This is a genomic window from Methanobrevibacter sp. V74 (genome assembly GCF_963082495.1).
Taxonomy (GTDB): domain Archaea; phylum Methanobacteriota; class Methanobacteria; order Methanobacteriales; family Methanobacteriaceae; genus Methanocatella.
This window is the reverse complement of sequence record NZ_CAUJAN010000005.1, coordinates 47,651-64,872: the sequence shown is the minus strand read 5'-3', so window position 1 is coordinate 64,872 and position 17,222 is coordinate 47,651. Positions and strand designations below refer to the sequence as shown.

Annotated in this window: 17 protein-coding genes; 16 read left to right on the top strand and 1 reads right to left on the bottom strand. The window is 29.4% G+C overall.

From position 1 onward, the window contains the following. Positions 1-2 precede the first annotated feature (2 nt). The 8 genes from Q9969_RS09305 to Q9969_RS09270 all read left to right on the top strand — a co-directional run bounded on the left by Q9969_RS09305 (position 3) and on the right by Q9969_RS09270 (position 8,008). The gene (locus tag Q9969_RS09305) at positions 3-962 is read left to right on the top strand and encodes a carbohydrate kinase family protein (protein ID WP_305557095.1); all 960 of its coding nucleotides are present in this window, start codon (positions 3-5) and stop codon (positions 960-962) included. Positions 963-988: 26 nt separating this feature from the next. After that, a complete protein-coding gene (locus tag Q9969_RS09300) occupies positions 989-1,819 on the top strand; it encodes a 4Fe-4S binding protein (RefSeq protein ID WP_305512555.1) in 831 nt (276 codons plus the stop codon). Between the two features lie 14 nt (positions 1,820-1,833). Further along, on the top strand, positions 1,834-2,469 hold the full coding sequence (locus tag Q9969_RS09295; RefSeq protein WP_305557093.1) for a CBS domain-containing protein: 636 nt from the start codon (positions 1,834-1,836) through the stop codon (positions 2,467-2,469). Positions 2,470-2,485: 16 nt separating this feature from the next. Next, complete coding sequence (locus Q9969_RS09290; protein ID WP_305512559.1) at positions 2,486-3,481, top strand: NAD-dependent epimerase/dehydratase family protein; 996 nt, start codon at positions 2,486-2,488, stop codon at positions 3,479-3,481. Positions 3,482-4,062: 581 nt separating this feature from the next. Further along, the gene (locus Q9969_RS09285) at positions 4,063-4,659 is read left to right on the top strand and encodes a transposase (RefSeq protein WP_305557091.1); all 597 of its coding nucleotides are present in this window, start codon (positions 4,063-4,065) and stop codon (positions 4,657-4,659) included. 428 nt (positions 4,660-5,087) lie between these two features. Continuing rightward, positions 5,088-6,029 (top strand): glycosyltransferase family 2 protein, encoded by a 942-nt coding sequence (locus Q9969_RS09280; protein ID WP_305557089.1) that lies wholly within the window; start codon positions 5,088-5,090, stop codon positions 6,027-6,029. A gap of 18 nt (positions 6,030-6,047) precedes the next feature. Next, complete coding sequence (locus Q9969_RS09275) at positions 6,048-7,586, top strand: hypothetical protein (RefSeq protein WP_305557086.1); 1,539 nt, start codon at positions 6,048-6,050, stop codon at positions 7,584-7,586. A gap of 44 nt (positions 7,587-7,630) precedes the next feature. After that, positions 7,631-8,008 (top strand): GtrA family protein, encoded by a 378-nt coding sequence (locus Q9969_RS09270; RefSeq protein ID WP_305557084.1) that lies wholly within the window; start codon positions 7,631-7,633, stop codon positions 8,006-8,008. A 478-nt stretch (positions 8,009-8,486) separates the two neighbouring features. Here the strand turns inward: Q9969_RS09270 and Q9969_RS09265 are convergent, their stop codons facing one another. Continuing rightward, the gene (locus Q9969_RS09265) at positions 8,487-8,642 is read right to left on the bottom strand and encodes a hypothetical protein (RefSeq protein ID WP_305512249.1); all 156 of its coding nucleotides are present in this window, start codon (positions 8,640-8,642) and stop codon (positions 8,487-8,489) included. 206 nt (positions 8,643-8,848) lie between these two features. Between Q9969_RS09265 and Q9969_RS09260 the strand changes: the two genes are divergently transcribed. From Q9969_RS09260 to Q9969_RS09225, 8 genes are all read left to right on the top strand, one after another. Next, positions 8,849-9,490, top strand: a complete 642-nt coding sequence (locus Q9969_RS09260; RefSeq protein WP_305512248.1) for a queuosine precursor transporter — start codon at positions 8,849-8,851, stop codon at positions 9,488-9,490. Between the two features lie 213 nt (positions 9,491-9,703). Next, complete coding sequence (locus Q9969_RS09255) at positions 9,704-10,993, top strand: uracil-xanthine permease family protein (protein WP_305512247.1); 1,290 nt, start codon at positions 9,704-9,706, stop codon at positions 10,991-10,993. Continuing rightward, a complete protein-coding gene (gene upp / locus Q9969_RS09250; protein WP_305512245.1) occupies positions 10,986-11,612 on the top strand; it encodes a uracil phosphoribosyltransferase in 627 nt (208 codons plus the stop codon). The genes Q9969_RS09255 and upp overlap by 8 nt, the downstream gene beginning before the upstream one ends. A gap of 383 nt (positions 11,613-11,995) precedes the next feature. Beyond that, entirely contained in the window at positions 11,996-12,337 is a 342-nt protein-coding gene (locus tag Q9969_RS09245) for a cupin domain-containing protein (protein WP_305557082.1), read from the top strand. A 232-nt stretch (positions 12,338-12,569) separates the two neighbouring features. Continuing rightward, positions 12,570-14,666: a right-handed parallel beta-helix repeat-containing protein gene (locus Q9969_RS09240; RefSeq protein ID WP_305557080.1), complete on the top strand. Its 2,097-nt coding sequence runs from the start codon at positions 12,570-12,572 to the stop codon at positions 14,664-14,666. A gap of 96 nt (positions 14,667-14,762) precedes the next feature. Continuing rightward, the gene (locus Q9969_RS09235) at positions 14,763-15,893 is read left to right on the top strand and encodes a tocopherol cyclase family protein (protein ID WP_305557078.1); all 1,131 of its coding nucleotides are present in this window, start codon (positions 14,763-14,765) and stop codon (positions 15,891-15,893) included. A gap of 58 nt (positions 15,894-15,951) precedes the next feature. Continuing rightward, a complete protein-coding gene (locus Q9969_RS09230; RefSeq protein ID WP_305557076.1) occupies positions 15,952-16,578 on the top strand; it encodes a diacylglycerol/polyprenol kinase family protein in 627 nt (208 codons plus the stop codon). A gap of 369 nt (positions 16,579-16,947) precedes the next feature. After that, the gene (locus Q9969_RS09225) at positions 16,948-17,220 is read left to right on the top strand and encodes a 2TM domain-containing protein (RefSeq protein ID WP_305557074.1); all 273 of its coding nucleotides are present in this window, start codon (positions 16,948-16,950) and stop codon (positions 17,218-17,220) included. Positions 17,221-17,222: the final 2 nt, after the last annotated feature.

Sequence of the window (17,222 nt, the reverse complement as noted above, 5' to 3'; positions counted from 1 at the left end):
AGATGGAAATTTTTGACAATGATTTAAACGCTGAAATTATCGGATTTGGAGCGTTAAATGTAGATAAGCTCTATTCAGTAGAGAATATAGTCTCAAAAGATGGGGAAAGTTTTATTAAAAGTGAAACTGACACTCCGGGGGGATCAGCAACTAACACTATTGTTGGTCTTGCCCGTTTAGGTTGTTCAACTTCAATTATCGGTAAAATTGCCGAAGATGCGGATGGGGATTTAATGGAGTATCATTTAGCTGTAAATGGAGTTTACACTAATAATTTAATCTACTCAGAAACAGGATCAACTGGAAAATGCTTAGGTTTTGTCGATGGGGAAGGTAATCGTGGTCTCTACATTGACCCAGGGGTTAATGATGAAATAAAAATTGGTGAGATTAATCCGTTAAACATTATGAGATGTAAAATAATGCATTATACTTCCTTTGTTGGAGATTCATTTAAAGCTCAAATAGATCTATTAGAAAAACTCAATGATGAATGCATATTAAGTTTTGATCCTGGAATGCTGTATGTTAAAAAAGGGTTTGACGAATTAAAGCCCATACTTGAGAGAACTAATATATTACTGATAAATGAATCAGAATTGCGATTATTATGTAATAATAATAAAGATCCTTTAAAAAAATTGGCTATTGGATTTTTAGACATGGGAATAGAGACTGTTGTTGTAAAAAGAGGATCAAAAGGAGCATTTGCAATTAACAATTCAAGAGAATGTGAAGTTGAATCATTTAAATGCGATGTTGTCGATACCACTGGTGCTGGAGACAGTTTCAACAGCGGATTCTTATATTCATATTTAAAAGGATATGATTTGGAAAAATCATGCAATATCGGAAATTGGGTAGCTAGTAAATCTATTGAAGGATTTGGAATGGAAAAATTTCCTACTTTAAAAGATTTAGAGGAATTTTTTTTAAATAATGAAAATCATATACAATTATAAGAATAAATTATTTAGTTGGTATTAAAATGAATGTATCTTTTATAAAACAGGTAAAAAACTTAGAACGTGAAGTTCTTTTAAAATCTGTTGAGTTAGATGATGATGGTGATGATTTTCAGTTTGCACTAGACGATTTTAGTGCAGATGAAGAAATATTTGCTGTTTCACCTAGATGTGTAAGGTGTAATACCTGTGTTGGAGAATGTCCAGTTAATGCAATCGAACCAGCTAATATTTTTAGAATGGCTAAAATAACTGAAAAATGTGTTAAATGTGAAATTTGTGTTCAAACTTGTCCTGTTTCAGCAATTAAACTGATTGATAATAAGATTAGTTATAATCATGAAGATGAAAGGGAAGTAATTGAATATGATTTAATAAATGTCAGTTGTGCCCATAGAGTAGTTCGTATGAACAGTATTTCAATTGATTATTCAGTCGATGATAATAATTGGGATGATTGTGCAAACTTATGTCCTACAAATGCATTTACTCTTGAATTTAAAGAATTCTTTGAAAATTTAGATATTGATTGGGGAATTGAGTTAATTGAAGATGAATTATATCCCTATATCAATGAAAAAATGTGTATAGGATGTGGTGCTTGTCGGGAAATCTCACTAAATGACTTTGCAATTGAGTTAGACAGATATATCGGACCAGTCTTACATTCCAGATTCATTGAGGTAAATCATGAATCTTGTGTAAATTGTTATTTATGTGAAGAGAATTGTCCAACAGGCGCTATTGAATTAGTGGATGGTAAAGTTGTTTTAGACAATGATAAATGTATAAGATGTGTTGAATGTACTAATCATTGTCCGGTAGGAGCGCTTAAAAGAGTTGAAATTGAATAAAAAGGTGTCTGTTTATGAAAGCAAAAGAATTGATGGATAAAAATTTCGTATACTTAAACGCTAATGATAGTGTTGTTGAAGCTTCAAAAGCTATGGAGGAAGTTAGACGGTTTACTTGTCCTGTTGTAAATGATAAACAACAATTAATTGGATGGATTACAGCATTTGACATTACAAAAGGTCTAAGGGAAGGTAATGAAAAAATTTCAGAAGTAATGAATAGTTCTGATCAAGTTTCTACAGTTCATGAAGATGATCCTGCAAGAAAAGCAGTAATTTTAACTGCAAACAATAAATTTGTTACAGTTCCTGTATTGAATGATGATAATCAGGTAATAGGTATGATTCGTTCTTGTGATATTGTGGTGTTGCTATCAGATTTATATGACATTAAAGTTGAAAGTTTATATAAGGCGATGCAAAACCAACTCAAGGGAGTAACTTGGGATGAATTAATGTTGGCATCTGCTTTAGTATCTAAAAAGACAACTGGCCAAAAAGTTTCCCCTAAAGAATATGAAGCTAATATTATGAGTTCTACATTTGGTGAAGCAATTTGGGCAACAGGAGGACTTGAAAAATTCTTTGCAGGGTTAATTTCCGTTGGAGAAATGGTTATTGCTCGCAGAGTTGGCAGAGCTAAAAAATAAATTTAAAGTGATAATTATGAAAGAATATATGGAATATCAAGATAAAACAATCCTTGTAACTGGTGGGGCAGGTTGTGTTGGAAGTAATCTAACCCGTAAATTTTCAGACTTAGGTGCTGAAAAAGTAATTATTTTGGATAATCTTTCATCTGCATATGAATGGAATATTCCTTCTAGAGATAATATTGAGTTTATCCAAGGGGATATTTTAGATGATGCTGTTTTAAAAAGAGTATTTAAACAAAAACCAGATTACGTATATCATTTAGCGGCCCACTTTGCAAATCAAAACAGTGTTGATAATCCTGAAAAAGATTTAATGGTTAACGGTATTGGAATTTTAAAAGTACTTCAATATGCACAACTTACTGGTGTTGATAGGTTTGTTTACTCTTCATCTGGATGTGGTGTTTATGGCCTTGACTCTAAAATGCCATTCCAAGAACACGATATTTCAATTTCACTTCACACTCCTTATCAGGTAACAAAACTCTTAGGAGAACTTTATACTAATTATTTCCATAACTTATATGATATGGACATTGTAAATGCAAGATTCTTTAATGTATTTGGTCCTGGTGAAGTTCCAGGTAAATACAGAAACGTTATTCCAAACTTTATGTACTGGTCTAAAAATGGGCAAGCTTTACCAATTACTGGAGATGGCTCAGAAACAAGGGATTGGACTTTTGTCGATGATATCTGTAATGGTTTGGTTGCTATGGGCATTGAAGAAGAAGCTATAGGTGAAGCTATCAATTTAGGTTCAGGTAAAGATCACAAAGTAATCGACATGGCTAACAGGGTAAATACATTAACTGGAAACGAAGCAGGTATTAATTATGTTGCCCGTCGTGATTGGGATGCAAAAACTAAGTTATTATCTTCAATTGATAAAGCAAAAGATATCTTAGGATACTCTCCTAAAGTTTCATTTGACGAGGGACTTGAAAGGACTCATGAGTGGTTCTGTGAAAATTGGGACAATATTCAAGAGTCAACTGAATTTTAATTTTTTGTGATTAAATGTCCATGCGAATCTATGCATTTAAAAGAAAAATTTTTTTCATAATTTTGTTATTTTTAAATCTCCCCTTTGTTTCAGCATTACTAGAAAGTTAAGTTTTGGGGGATTCTATTTATAAATTGGAAGTGTCCGATTTGGTACTGATTTTTAATTTTTAACCTTGTAGAAACCATGTCAAAATTTGAGTGAATATCGTTAATATTTGCTTATTTTGTCAGATAATTCATATTTTCTCTTTATTTTTGATTTTAATATTTTATTCTTCTTTTTGGTTTACACTTGATTTTGTTCTTCGCAAAAAATTTTTTCAAGAATGCTTAAATTTAGAGTTTAAGCGATTTTATTGCTTTAATTTTTTTACACTTGAAATAATACTTGCTATTAATCAAAAAACATGATGGAAAGTTATAAATAGTAGAATGGAGAATAATTATTAATATGTATAGTAAAATAAACTATTCTCCATATTACTATTTGAATTCTAGACATTTAAACATTTTGGACTTGAGATTAATGGAAAAACAAATGGGGAAAAACTATTTAAAATTGGTTAAAACCAAAATAAATTGCTTGATTTTGTTGAATTAACATTTAACTATGCAAGAGGGATATTTCCAAGGTATTCCAGTGATTATAGCAATCATATTTATAATCAACCACAATTATTTACTATTTTATTAATGAAAACTTACTTAAAATCAACATATCGTGAAATAATTGAGTTTTTAGACGTTTCTGATAAAATAACCAAATTTCTAAAACTTACAAAGTTACCACATTACACAACAATCCAGAAATTCTTTGTCCGAATGTCAGCCACAAAATTGAAAGAATTAAACAATTTAATATTATTTATACATCCAATAGATTGTGAATTGGCTGCAATGGATGGAACTGGCCACACAAGTGACTATGCTGACCATTATTACGCAAAAATAAGGGGAAAATGCAGAAAAAGTTACATTAAAAAACATATTGCAATCGATGTCGACACAAGAATGATCTTAAATTACGCAGCAAATCGAGGTCCAAAATACGATACACAATTCGCAATAGCATCAATAAGACAATTAAAATCATACAAACCACACTACACCCTAGCAGACAGAGCATACGATACAGAACCCATAAAAAAATGCATTAACGAAGAATTAGGAGCATGACCAAATACCATTAAAAACACGAGCAAAAACAGGACATTACAGACTAAACGGCGCTACAATCTTCTGGCACGATGTTTACGCACGAAGAATGAATGTAGAAAGTGTTATTTTTGTAATAAAATGAAGATTTGGCGGTGGAAACTATAGTAGAAGTACATCACTCCAAAATAAGGAAACAAAACTCAAAAAAGTATTATACAACATTTACAGAGCATTACAAATATTTTAAAGGATGGTTTCTACAAGGTTTTTAAAATAAAGAAAAAATTTCGTGATTCAAAAACTAGTGGAAATTCAAATCACACAAGTTTTTGGAAGAGACAAACCCAAAAACCATCAAAAAATGAAAGTAAAACTATAATTATAAATATGATGAAGTAAAATATTAAAATGTAATATTTTTATAAAGGTTAATTTTGTGATGCATCATGTTTCTTATTAGTGTTATCGTTCCATGTTTTAATGAAGAAAACGCTATTTTTGATTTTTATGAGGAAACAACTCATATTTTAGATAATTTTTCTAATAATGAAATTAATTATGAGTTTATTTTTGTAGATGATGGTTCAAGTGATAATACTTTATCAAATATTAAAACTTTATCTAAACAAGATAACAATGTTAAGTTCATTTCATTTTCAAGAAATTTTGGGAAAGAATCTGCGTTATATGCAGGTCTTGTAAATAGTTCTGGGGATTATGTAGTTATAATGGATGTGGACTTACAAGATCCTCCAAGTTTACTTCCTGAAATGATAAGTATTCTTGAGGATTCAGATTTTGATTGTGTAGCTACTAGACGAGTTTCAAGAAAGGGAGAACCCATTATCAGGTCATTTTTTGCAAGATTATTTTATAAATTAATGAGTTTTTCAGACGTGGATTTGGTCGATGGTGCAAGAGATTATAGGATGATGAAAAGACAAGTTGTTAATTCTGTTCTGGAATTAAATGAATATAATCGTTTTTCTAAGGGAATATTTCAATGGGTCGGTTTTAAAAATAAATGGCTTGAATATGAAAATATTGAAAGGATAAATGGTGAGACAAGCTGGTCATTTTGGTCACTATTTAAATATTCCATAGAGGCTATCGTTGCTTTTACAACCCTTCCTTTATCAATTTCAACATTTATGGGCATTTTATGTTCAATAATTTCTTTTATTTTAATAGGTGTTGTTGTATTTAAAAATTTAGTTTTTGGTGATGCTGTTCAAGGTTGGACTTCTTTAATATGTGTTATTTTATTATTAGGCGGTATTCAATTGTTATCTATTGGAATATTAGGTAAATATTTGGAAAAAACCTATATTGAAACTAAAAAAAGGCCGATTTATTTAGTTAAAGAAAAAAATTTTAAGAGTAATTAAATATATAATGGGAAAATTATGATTAAGATTAAAAAAGATTGGGTAGGGATAAGTTTATTTTTAATAAGTCTGATTATATTAAGTTTTATGGTTTATTTGATAAAACATCCTTTTGTCATGTATGATGAATATTTTACATTAGGATTAGTTAATACATCAATATTTCAATTAATATCAATCACTTCTAGTGATGTTCACCCTCCACTTTATTATATAATATTAAAATTTTCAATAAAAATTGTAAGTTTATTACAAATTCCATTAAAAAGTATTTTTGTTTCAAAATTTGTTTCAGTAATTCCTTATTTCATATTATTAATTATTTCTGGAACAAAAATAAGAGAAGATTATGATTGGTTTACAGCAGGGATTTTTATATTTGTTATAGGAGTAATGTCTGATTTTTTTATAAATTATATGATAATGAGAATGTATAGTTGGGCATTATTATTTTTTGTGTTGTCTTTTATATATTTAAAAGATGTCATGTTGAAATCCAATAAAAAATCTTGGGTACTTCTTACATTATTCACAATTTTAGGGGCATATACTCATTATTTTGTAGCATTATCTTCAAGTATAATTTATTTTCTGTTATTAGTATACATTTTATTTATTAAAGATGATGAAATAAATAAAGATAATGGTGGAATTGATATTAAAGGAAAAATAAATAATATTGTACCTAAATTAAGAGAAAATGAGTTTAAGAAATGGATAATTTCGGTTATTGCATTAATAATATTATATATTCCTTGGATTCCAATATTATTACAACAGATGATTAATGTAAATGATAGTTTTTGGATAAAACCGATAGGTGTTGATGAAACTATTAACTTTTTTATTTTTGCGATAACTAATTCATATAGTGACAATGGTCTTGCAATATTTTGTTTAATTATTATTTTATCTTTAGTAATTTTTCAATACAAAAAAAATAAAAAAGATGAAAACTTTTATATTATAACCGGAATTTGTGTATTTTTAGGTGTAATATTTATTGGAATTGGGTTTTCATTAATTTCTCAACCTATAATTATTGATAGATATCTTTTACCATCAATTGGTGTTTTATGGTTGGTATTTGCTATATCAATAGGAAAAATAGATAATAATAAAAATATCATAATGGTTCTAATAGTTATATTAATTTTATCCATAGGTGGAGTTTCTCAAGCGATATCAAAAGATATTTCAATATATAAATCTACAGTTCATGATGAAAAAATATTTAAAACAATGAATAGGGAAGATAATACAGTTATTTATGAGGATGGAGTAACACTTTTAAGGTATCATGGATATTTAGATAAAACTGAAGAGTATAATTTTAATAGAGACACTAATAGAATAGTGTTAGATAATCATACATTACATAATGCCATTGAATTTAAAGATATTAACTCAAATAAGTTAAATCAATTGATTATTGAAAATAATGATAAAAATATTTACTATATTGGTTGTGGAAAAGTAAATGATAATTTTGAAAAAATAGATACTATAAAGATTTCTGGAAAAAATAGTGATATTTATATTATTAAAAATAAGTAGTTAATTGAATTAATAATCAATTAATAGCGGTCTAGGTTATTGTAATGGGATTGAAAAAAGAATTAATACTTTATTTAATATTCGGCATTTTAACTACAATTGTTAATATTGTAGTTTATTTAATTTTTGCCAAGTTTTTAAATATTGATTATATAATATCTAATATTTTCGCATGGTTTTTTTCTGTTTTATTTGCTTATGTAACTAATAGAATTTGGGTTTTTGAGCGGAAAAGCAATAATATAATTAAAGAAGCAACTTTATTTTATGGAGGTCGGGTTTTTTCAGGAGTTTTAGATACCGGACTCATGTATCTATTTATTGATATATTGTTTATTAATGATTTTATATCTAAAATTATAATACAGGTCATTGTTGTCATTGTTAATTATGTTTTTAGCAAATTCATTGTTTTTAAATAATAAGATGCCTATTGTGGTATGATGTTTAGAAAAGCTTGCAATGCTTTCAAATCTTGCTTTTGAGTTCTAACTTCTGGTCTTGTAATAATTACGTTTTGTAAGATTAATTCAGTTCCAAGCATGCTAACAGTTCCAAATAAAGAACCTACACCATGAATAATGGATCATTCAATGCTGTTTGTTAATTCTATAATTTACTTGCCAACAGCACCATAAATTGCAGAATCTCACTGAACACTAGTTACTAATTTATTTACTTTTATAGCTTCAGCAATTATTCCCTTGCTTTCTTCTAAATTAAGATAAGCGCTGCTGTAAACTTCACAATCATCTTTTTTGGATTTAAAACTTATTTATTTTAATAGGCATTCGTCAATTTGGTTTTTTGTGAAGAGTGGATGAAATTTCTACATGGTATATAGTTTTATTTCAAATTATGCAGTTTTTCATTAGCTTCCTGTGAACATCCTCATTGGAATTATTTTTCAACGTTTTCTATTGCATATTTTACTGTTTCACTAGTATGTTCACAAAATTCTATGTAATGATTTAAATCAGCATTAACTTCATGAATTTTAGAAAGTGGAATTTCTTCATTAATATAATCATTTCTACTAATTGAAGTTTTAGTCACATTTTAATCTGTGTATGAAATGGGCAAAGCAGAAGGTTAATGAGATGATTTTAGAGTTAGGGTTTTGATTGCTTTTTAAACTATTTTATAACCTTAAATTATTTCATTGTTTATTTTAAAAACAGTTATATTAATTGAATTCTACTTTAATATTGTCAAGTTTTGTTTAATTAAATTTAAATACTTTTAAAGTTAATATATTTTGTATGGATTTGAATTTTGACTTTACCGAAAAAAGAGTAATTATTACTGCATTTTTCTGTATGGCATTCACAATCGCAAACTTAATCACTGTTAAAATCATAAGTATAGACTTTATAGGTATGCAAACTCCTGCTGGAGTTTTAATTTATCCTTTAGTTTATATTTTAACTAACGTAATTGCAGATGTTTATGGTGAGAGAACTGCACGTCGAACCATTATTCTAGGTCTTTGTGTAGATGTTTTATTTGTATTTATGACAACATTAATATTGTTCTTGCCTTCTCCATCATTCTATACTGGAGATTCAAGCCTTGCATTTGTATTTACTCAAACTCCAAGAATTCTTATAGCTTCTTACATTAGTTACTTAATCGGTAACTTTGTAAATGCAAGAATTACTACTATGGTAAACGCTGGCGAGGAGTATTCCTCTGTTAAAAACTTGGGGATTATTGCTTTAAGTGAACTAATAGATAATTTCATATTTATCGGTTTGGCATTTGTTGGAGTATATTCTGTAGTGGATATTTTAATAATGATTATTTCACATTGGGTATTAAGTTTAATTTGGAGTGCAATAGCTCAACCATTTACTTCAATGACTGTTAGGTGGGCTAAAAAAGGAAAATCTGTGGAAATTTAAATTTTTTAGGGATTTATTTTCCCAACTTTTTTTTATTTTTCAATCACATTTCTAAAAAGATAAATATTTTATACTTTTATTCAGAGATATATTAATAGTCAAAAATTATTATTTTATATTTGAAATAAGTTTTTACAAATTTTAGATATTTTTATATTATTAAATAGATTTTTTGGTAATTATTGATCAATTTATGAGAATTTTGTGATATGTATGGTTGAAGAAAATAGTAATATGATATTAGGTGTTGCTGATAAGCCATCTACACTTAGATGGATTTTACTTGCTATTCAGCATGTATGTGCAATGTTCGGAGCTACAATTTTGGTTCCAATTGTTGTCAATACAACGGCTGGAGCAGATATCTTGTCAATTCCGGTAGCATTAGTATCATCAGGTATAGGTACGTTAATTTACATTATTTGTACTCGTAATAGAAGTCCAGTTTATCTGGGAAGTTCTTTTGCATTCATCACTCCAATGGTTGCAGGATATGCAATAGGAGGTACTGGAAGTGTATTCACTGCACTGATGATTGTAGGTATAGTTTATATGATTATTGCTTTGATAATCCATCTTTCTGGTCCTGGTTGGATTAATAAGTTATTGCCTCCTGTTGTTGTAGGTCCAATGATTATGGTTATTGGTTTATCACTTGCTCCAACAGCTATTTCTGAAATTGGATTAAATTTAACAACTGTCCAATTGAACAATATATTGGTTGCATTTGTTTCATTTTTAACAACTGCAATTATTGCGATTCATGGAAAAGGAATTATAAGGGTTATTCCATTTTTATTAGGTATTATTGTAGGTTATGTTGTAGCGGCAGTATTGGGGATGGTTGATTTTTCACAAGCTTTAACAGCAAGTATTGTTGAAGTTCCAAAATTCTATCTGCCATTTATGCATTATGATTTAAACTTTGCAGCAGTTTTAACTATTGTTCCAATTGCTTTAGTAACAATGGTGGAGCATGTAGGTGACCATAAAGTATTAAGTGAAATTATTGGCCGTGATTTAATCGAAGATCCGGGACTTAATAAGACCCTTCTTGGTGATGGACTTGCTACATTTTTAGCAGCTGTTATTGGCGGTCCTGCAAACACTACTTATGGTGAAAATACGTCTGTTGTTGGTATGACTCGTGTAGCATCAACTCATGTTTTAGGTCTTGCAGCATTAATTGCTATTGTATTTGCATTTTCAGGACATTTGACAGCACTCCTAACAGCTATTCCGGCACCGGTTTTAGGGGGAATTTCAGTATTATTATATGGGTTTATCTGTGTAAATGGACTTAAAATCTTAATTAGTCATCAAGTTGATTTTAATAATACTAAAAATGTAGTAGTGGCTGCAACAATGCTTGTTTTAGGTTTAGGTGGGGCAACATTATCTATCGTGTCTGGTGATTTATCCATCTCAATATCTGGAATGTCTCTTGCAGCAATTATTGGCGTACTTTTAAATCTTTTAATACCGGAGGAACAGCATGAATGAATTTGTATTAAATCATCCATTGATAACTCATAAATTAGCTATTTTAAGAGATGAAAACACTGGAACAAAAGAATTTAGAGAATTAGTAACTGAAATCTCAACAATTCTTCTATATGAAGCAATGAGGGATGCAAAACTAGAAAAAGGAACAATCAAAACGCCGCTAGAAGAAATGGATACTGGAATGTTAAATGAAGATAGGTATGCATTTGTACCGATTTTAAGGGCAGGTATGGGTATGGTTGAAGGTGTTTTAAATGTAATTCCAAATGCAAAAATAGGTCACATTGGTCTTTATCGTGATGAGGAAACATTTCAGCCTGTTGAATATTATTATAAAATGCCTGATGGAATTGATAAAAGGGAGGTCTTTGTCATTGACCCAATGCTTGCAACCGGAGGAAGTGCATCAGCGACAATTTCAAGGCTCAAACAAGATGGAGTAACTGAAATTAAATTACTATGCATTGTCGCTGCTCCGGAGGGAATTAGATGTATCGAAAAGGAGCATCCTGATGTTAAAATATTCTGTGCAGTTGTAGATAGACAATTGAATGAAAATGCATATATTTTACCTGGTCTTGGGGATGCAGGTGACAGAGTATATGGAACGAAATAGTGAAGTCAAATCTTCACTTAATTTTAATTCTTTTAAGTGATGATCCACATAGGTGTTGTTTTTAAGATTAATTATATTTTTTTTTGAATTGTTTAAATAGTGTATAATTTTATTTAGATAATTTATACAAAGTTTGAAATTTTGAGTCATGTCGCATCCTTTTGATGATATGTCTGATTCATCTATTTTTGAGGCAAGATTTCTACGGGATTCATATCATTTTATAATTAATTTTTAGGCCGTTATACTAATGATATATCATAAATATGGTTCTTGGATGGATTAATGGCAATATTAATTCTATAATTGCGAATATGATGGTTAAACAAAAAGTTTTTATAAAATAATATTTAAATAATTGACTAGTTCTTGGAGGTTCTATTATGGATGAAAGAGTATATGATATTTTAGAATTTGCAATTGAAGGAAAAGAAGCAGTAAAAACAGTATTCTATTCAACAGATTCAACAAGTGGGTCTGTATGGTGTGTAAAACCAGGTCAGGAAGTAGCTTGTCACACTCACAACAATTCCGATGATATTTGGATTTGTATTCAGGGGAAAGGAGTATTCTACCCTGAAGTTGGAGATCATATTCCAATTAAAAAAGGTCAAGTTGCAGTAACTCCTAAAGGACTTTGTCATGGAGCTACTAATACTGGTGATGAAGACTTTATTTTTGTAAGTATTGTTGCACCGGTTCCGGCAGATTATAATCCATTATAATCTGATTTATTTTTTTTATTTTTCGATATAACTATTTGTATATGTCATTTTTTATTTTTATTATTAAACTTATTATTTTCATATTAAATTAATTTTTATATCTTAATTTTATAAAATATTGGATTTACTTAAAAATAATTAATAATATATATTATTAAATATTATATACTATATTATAAGGATTATTTTCAATATTTAATTCTTACAAATTGATTGTAAAGGAGGTGAAAATATGATAAATAAAAAGGTTATTATTGCATTGCTTGTGTTGGTTTTATTAACAATAAATTTTAGTGCGGCTAATGAAGTTGATAACTTAACTAGTGATGATTCGCCAACCAGCATTGATTGGGATGTATTAAAAACAAGTGATGTAATTGAAACAACCCTTAAAACTTCAGGTCAGATAAATACACGAATTACAGTTAACAGTACAGTTGATTTTGATGTTGTTGGAGATTACTTTAAAGTTAAATTAACAGACGCGGATAATAAAGCTTTAAAAAATACTAAAATCACATTCACTGTAAATGGAGTTAGCTATAACAAAAATACGGATTCAAATGGAATAGCCTCTTTTCAAATTAGGTTAAATGATGGCACATACAAAATTGTTTCTAAATTTGCGGGAAATTCTAACTACAAATCTTCATCCATTACAACTAAAATCACAATGGATAATACTCGTGAAGTTGCAAGTGGGTTAAGCAGCTCGGAAATCCAACAAATAATAGATAATGCAAAAATAAACAATGTAATATTATTTGAAGGTTCAAGTTATTCAGATATCAATCTTATAATCACCAAAAGTTTAATATTATTAAGCAATGTTGACACTACCTTAACAAGTTCCACAAATCCTGTGATTACAGTTAAAGGAAAAAGCGCATCCCTTACTACAGTCAAAGGATTCAAAATTAAATGCGGTGGTGATGGAATTAGTCTCAGAGATGTGGATTATGTAAAAATCATTAATAATGATATTGCTTCAGGTGGTGAAGGTATCGTGGCAGTAGGAACAAAGTATCTAAATATTTCCAAAAATGATATTTCCAAAAACACTAAAAGTGGAATAAGTCTTGCTGATTCAACTTATACTTATATTTTCAATAATAATATTAGGAATAATGGTGAAAACGGTATTCAAATAGCAAAATCTAGTCAAGTCTATATTCATGGAAATACTATTTCAAATAATAATCAAAACGGTGTTTATTTAGCTAAAAAGATCAATGGTGTAAATTATGGCCGTGGTCCGGATAACATATATTTAACTAAAAACACTATTTCGAAAAATGATTATAATGGAGTTCATGTTTATAATGCCAGAAATAACATCCAGATTAAAGGCAATTCCATAAAATCTAATACTAAAAGTGGTATTTCAATAACTTCTATTGGAAGCAACTCTATTCAATCTAATGTAATTGCAGATAATGCATATGTAGGAATTAAATTCAATGACGACTATGTAAAACCTAAAAATCAGGATATTAGTTATAATGCAATCATTGGTAATGGACATCGTGAAGTTGAAGCTAAAGAAACTTATTATAGTGAAAATGGTCAACGATTGGACATTGGGGATAATTGGTATGGGGGTGCTGGAGTAATTTGCCCTAAAATCAAATCAAACAACCTTAAATTTACTGTATCACAAATAGGAACTAATACATTCCAAGCTACTTTTACAGACTCGAACGGAAATATTGCAAGCTTGCTTCCAGATAGAACTTTATCCTATTGGATTGACAACGGCCATAAAGTTACAATGACAATTAGTGGAGGGGCTGCAACATTCAATGTCGATTTTTCAAATGGAGTCATTGTTAAAACCACTGTGGATGATGCTAGGGTGAATAATGCATATGATTCTAATAGCAAATCTACTTCTAAACCCATTAATGGTCAAACAACCAAATATTCCTATTCAAATATTCCCCATTATCAACTTTATGAGGATATAGGTAAAGAATATGGGAATGGTGAGGGTGGTTCAGGACAGGGTTCTAGTAATGGGAATAATGATAATGTGGAAAACAGTACTCGCAGTCAAAAACAAGATTTGAGTAATAATGTTAAAAACCAAGAAAATCATGTTTCACAAAATTATGAAACACAAGACACTACTTTTCAAGATAGTGGTTACGGAGGAAGTTCCGATGAGAGTATTTCGGGTTCTCAATCCAGATCTGTTGTAAAGCAAATATTGCTTGATGAAGATGATTTCTTTAGAGTCACCGGCATGTCATTCATAATATTGCTAATAATATTAACTGTTGCTTTTTATTATCGTGATGATATTAAAGAATTGAATTCCAAAAGATAATTATCTTCTTTTTTTACTATTTTTAACTCTAATTTTATAATAAATTATTTAAAACGATTTTTAACAAATATTATATTATATTACTGGAGGATTAATATGAATAAAAGTGATTTGAAAAGAGATTATTATATGCTCAAAGGACCACTTGCTAAAAAAGGTTATGATTGGTGGTGGCATTCTTTAACGGCTTACAATAAGAAAACTGGTGAAGAAAGACCATTTTTTATAGAATACTTTGTATGTAATCCAGCATTAGCTGAAGAAGAACCAACACTCGGACAATTGCCGGAAAACCAAAAAACAGGTAAAAAACCATCATATTGCATGATTAAAGCGGGAACTTGGGGTAAAAACCCTAAACAGATTCACAATTTTTACTCAATGAAATACTTTAACTGTCCTGATGATGAGTTAAATATTCAGGTGGGGGATTGTAGTTTAACAGAAACTCATATGAGTGGATTTGCAAGAGTTTCTGAAGAAGATGCTAAAAATCACCCGGAATACATGTGTGATGCTGGAGATATGATGTGGGATTTAGACATCGATAAGCAAATCACTTTTAATGTTGGATATGGTGCTAGTTCAATATTTAGAAAATTAAATTCATTCGAAATGTTTTGGCATGCTGAAGGAATCAAAACTCAATACAGTGGAACTATTTGGTTGGATGGGGAGGAATATGAAGTAATTCCTGAAAAATCATATGGTTATGCTGATAAAAACTGGGGAGGGGATTTTACCTCTCCATGGTTATGGATTTCATCATGCAATATGGCCAGTCTTATATCTGGTAAAAAATTAAATAATTCTGCATTTGAGGCAGGTGGTGGAAGACCAAAAGCATTTGGTATTGAAATTCCACGTAAATTGCTTATTGGATTTTATTATGAAGGCACTATGTATGAATACAATTTTGCAAGATTCTGGAATCTTGTAAAAATCAATTTTGACTTTGAAGAGGGAGATGAAGTTCACAGTTGGCATGTTAATGCAAGTAATAAAAACTCTAAAATGGAGTTAGTTCTTTATTGTAAACGTGATGAAATGATGTTATTTAATTATGAAGCTCCAGATGGTCAAAAGAGACATAATCGATTATGGAATGGTGGAAATGGTTGGGGTGAACTCAAATTATATAAAAAAGATGGAACTTTAATCGACCATGTAAAAATCGAAAATGCCGGATGTGAATATGGGGGTATGATGACGAATGATATTCTTTGATGTACTCGCATTAATTGTTGTATATATCTATATAGTAATTATTTTTATTGTGGCTGAAATGGTTTTAAAGACTAGGCCTGAAGTTTCACGTAAATTTTTACATATTATGATAGGTAACATGATATTTGCAATGCCATTTTTCTCAGATCCATGGGTAATGGTTTGGTTTTTAACACTTCCTATCACAATAGTGCTATTCTTCTTAACAGAATATTCTCCAATTAAAATTGACAATAGTGTAACCGAATCCGGACATGCTTTAGGGTTATTTTTTTATGCAGGAATATGGACTTTATTAATTGCAATATATTCTATGCTTTCACCAGCAAATGATTTTAAATTCTTTATTTGGATTGTTGCTTTAGCAATAGTTCCAATGGTATATGGTGATGGATTTGCAGCATTAATTGGTCAAAAATTTGGTAAAATCAAATACAAGGTATTTGGAGGTACAAAATCCATTGAAGGATCACTTACAATGTTTGTTGTAACAAATGTAATGAGTGTATTTGTGTGGATGGTTTTCGTTTCAATTGGATGTACAATGCCTGAATTTAATATTGTTAATATAATTATGATTTCATTAGTTGCAACGCTCTGTGAAGCATTTAGTTATGGTGGAATTGATAATTTGACAGTTCCAGCAATAACTTCTATTTTGTATTATTTAGTAGCTGTATTATAACTCCTACTAATCTCCTTTTTTTTTACATTTCAAATGTTTTTAGAACAATCAATAGCATAATGGCAATATTATTCAGCTATTTTTATAAATATCATCCACATGATTTGTTTTCTTATATCTAATCAATTCATCTATACGAAGATATTTTTCCTAAATTGGAATTTTTTCAATGGTTTTAATGGAAAATCCGGTTGATTATTAATGGTTTTTGAATAGGTATATAACACTATATGAATTTAAAAATATTTTTCATTGTCTTCTTTTTGCATTTCAGTTTGTATATTCTGCAGTTTAGTAAAGTTGATAATTACTCATTTATATATAGTTATAGTAAGTATTATTATCGAACTTAAATTGGAGACGATAATCATGTCGGATTCACGTGCAAGAGCTGAAGAGCGAGTTGATAAAAAAATTAAATTTTATAGAAATCTTAAAGCATATTTAATTGTTAATGCAATTTTAGCAGTTATTAACGGGTTTTCATCACCAAGTTTTTGGTGGGTAGTATTCCCATTATTTTTCTGGGGAATCGGAGTTTTAGTTGATTTCTTAAAAGCATTTGTATTTGTTGATGGTTTTGATGATGAGGAATACAGAGAACGTAAGATACAGGAAGAAATGGAAAAATTAAGTGATTAAAA

Coding starts and splice junctions, on each gene's coding strand:
- Q9969_RS09305 (WP_305557095.1), top strand. CDS start 3: ATGGAAATTTTTGACAATGATTTAAACGCTGAAATTATCGGATTTGGA.
- Q9969_RS09300 (WP_305512555.1), top strand. CDS start 989: ATGAATGTATCTTTTATAAAACAGGTAAAAAACTTAGAACGTGAAGTT.
- Q9969_RS09295 (WP_305557093.1), top strand. CDS start 1,834: ATGAAAGCAAAAGAATTGATGGATAAAAATTTCGTATACTTAAACGCT.
- Q9969_RS09290 (WP_305512559.1), top strand. CDS start 2,486: ATGAAAGAATATATGGAATATCAAGATAAAACAATCCTTGTAACTGGT.
- Q9969_RS09280 (WP_305557089.1), top strand. CDS start 5,088: ATGTTTCTTATTAGTGTTATCGTTCCATGTTTTAATGAAGAAAACGCT.
- Q9969_RS09275 (WP_305557086.1), top strand. CDS start 6,048: ATGATTAAGATTAAAAAAGATTGGGTAGGGATAAGTTTATTTTTAATA.
- Q9969_RS09270 (WP_305557084.1), top strand. CDS start 7,631: ATGGGATTGAAAAAAGAATTAATACTTTATTTAATATTCGGCATTTTA.
- Q9969_RS09260 (WP_305512248.1), top strand. CDS start 8,849: ATGGATTTGAATTTTGACTTTACCGAAAAAAGAGTAATTATTACTGCA.
- Q9969_RS09255 (WP_305512247.1), top strand. CDS start 9,704: ATGGTTGAAGAAAATAGTAATATGATATTAGGTGTTGCTGATAAGCCA.
- upp (WP_305512245.1), top strand. CDS start 10,986: ATGAATGAATTTGTATTAAATCATCCATTGATAACTCATAAATTAGCT.
- Q9969_RS09245 (WP_305557082.1), top strand. CDS start 11,996: ATGGATGAAAGAGTATATGATATTTTAGAATTTGCAATTGAAGGAAAA.
- Q9969_RS09240 (WP_305557080.1), top strand. CDS start 12,570: ATGATAAATAAAAAGGTTATTATTGCATTGCTTGTGTTGGTTTTATTA.
- Q9969_RS09235 (WP_305557078.1), top strand. CDS start 14,763: ATGAATAAAAGTGATTTGAAAAGAGATTATTATATGCTCAAAGGACCA.
- Q9969_RS09230 (WP_305557076.1), top strand. CDS start 15,952: ATGGTTTTAAAGACTAGGCCTGAAGTTTCACGTAAATTTTTACATATT.
- Q9969_RS09225 (WP_305557074.1), top strand. CDS start 16,948: ATGTCGGATTCACGTGCAAGAGCTGAAGAGCGAGTTGATAAAAAAATT.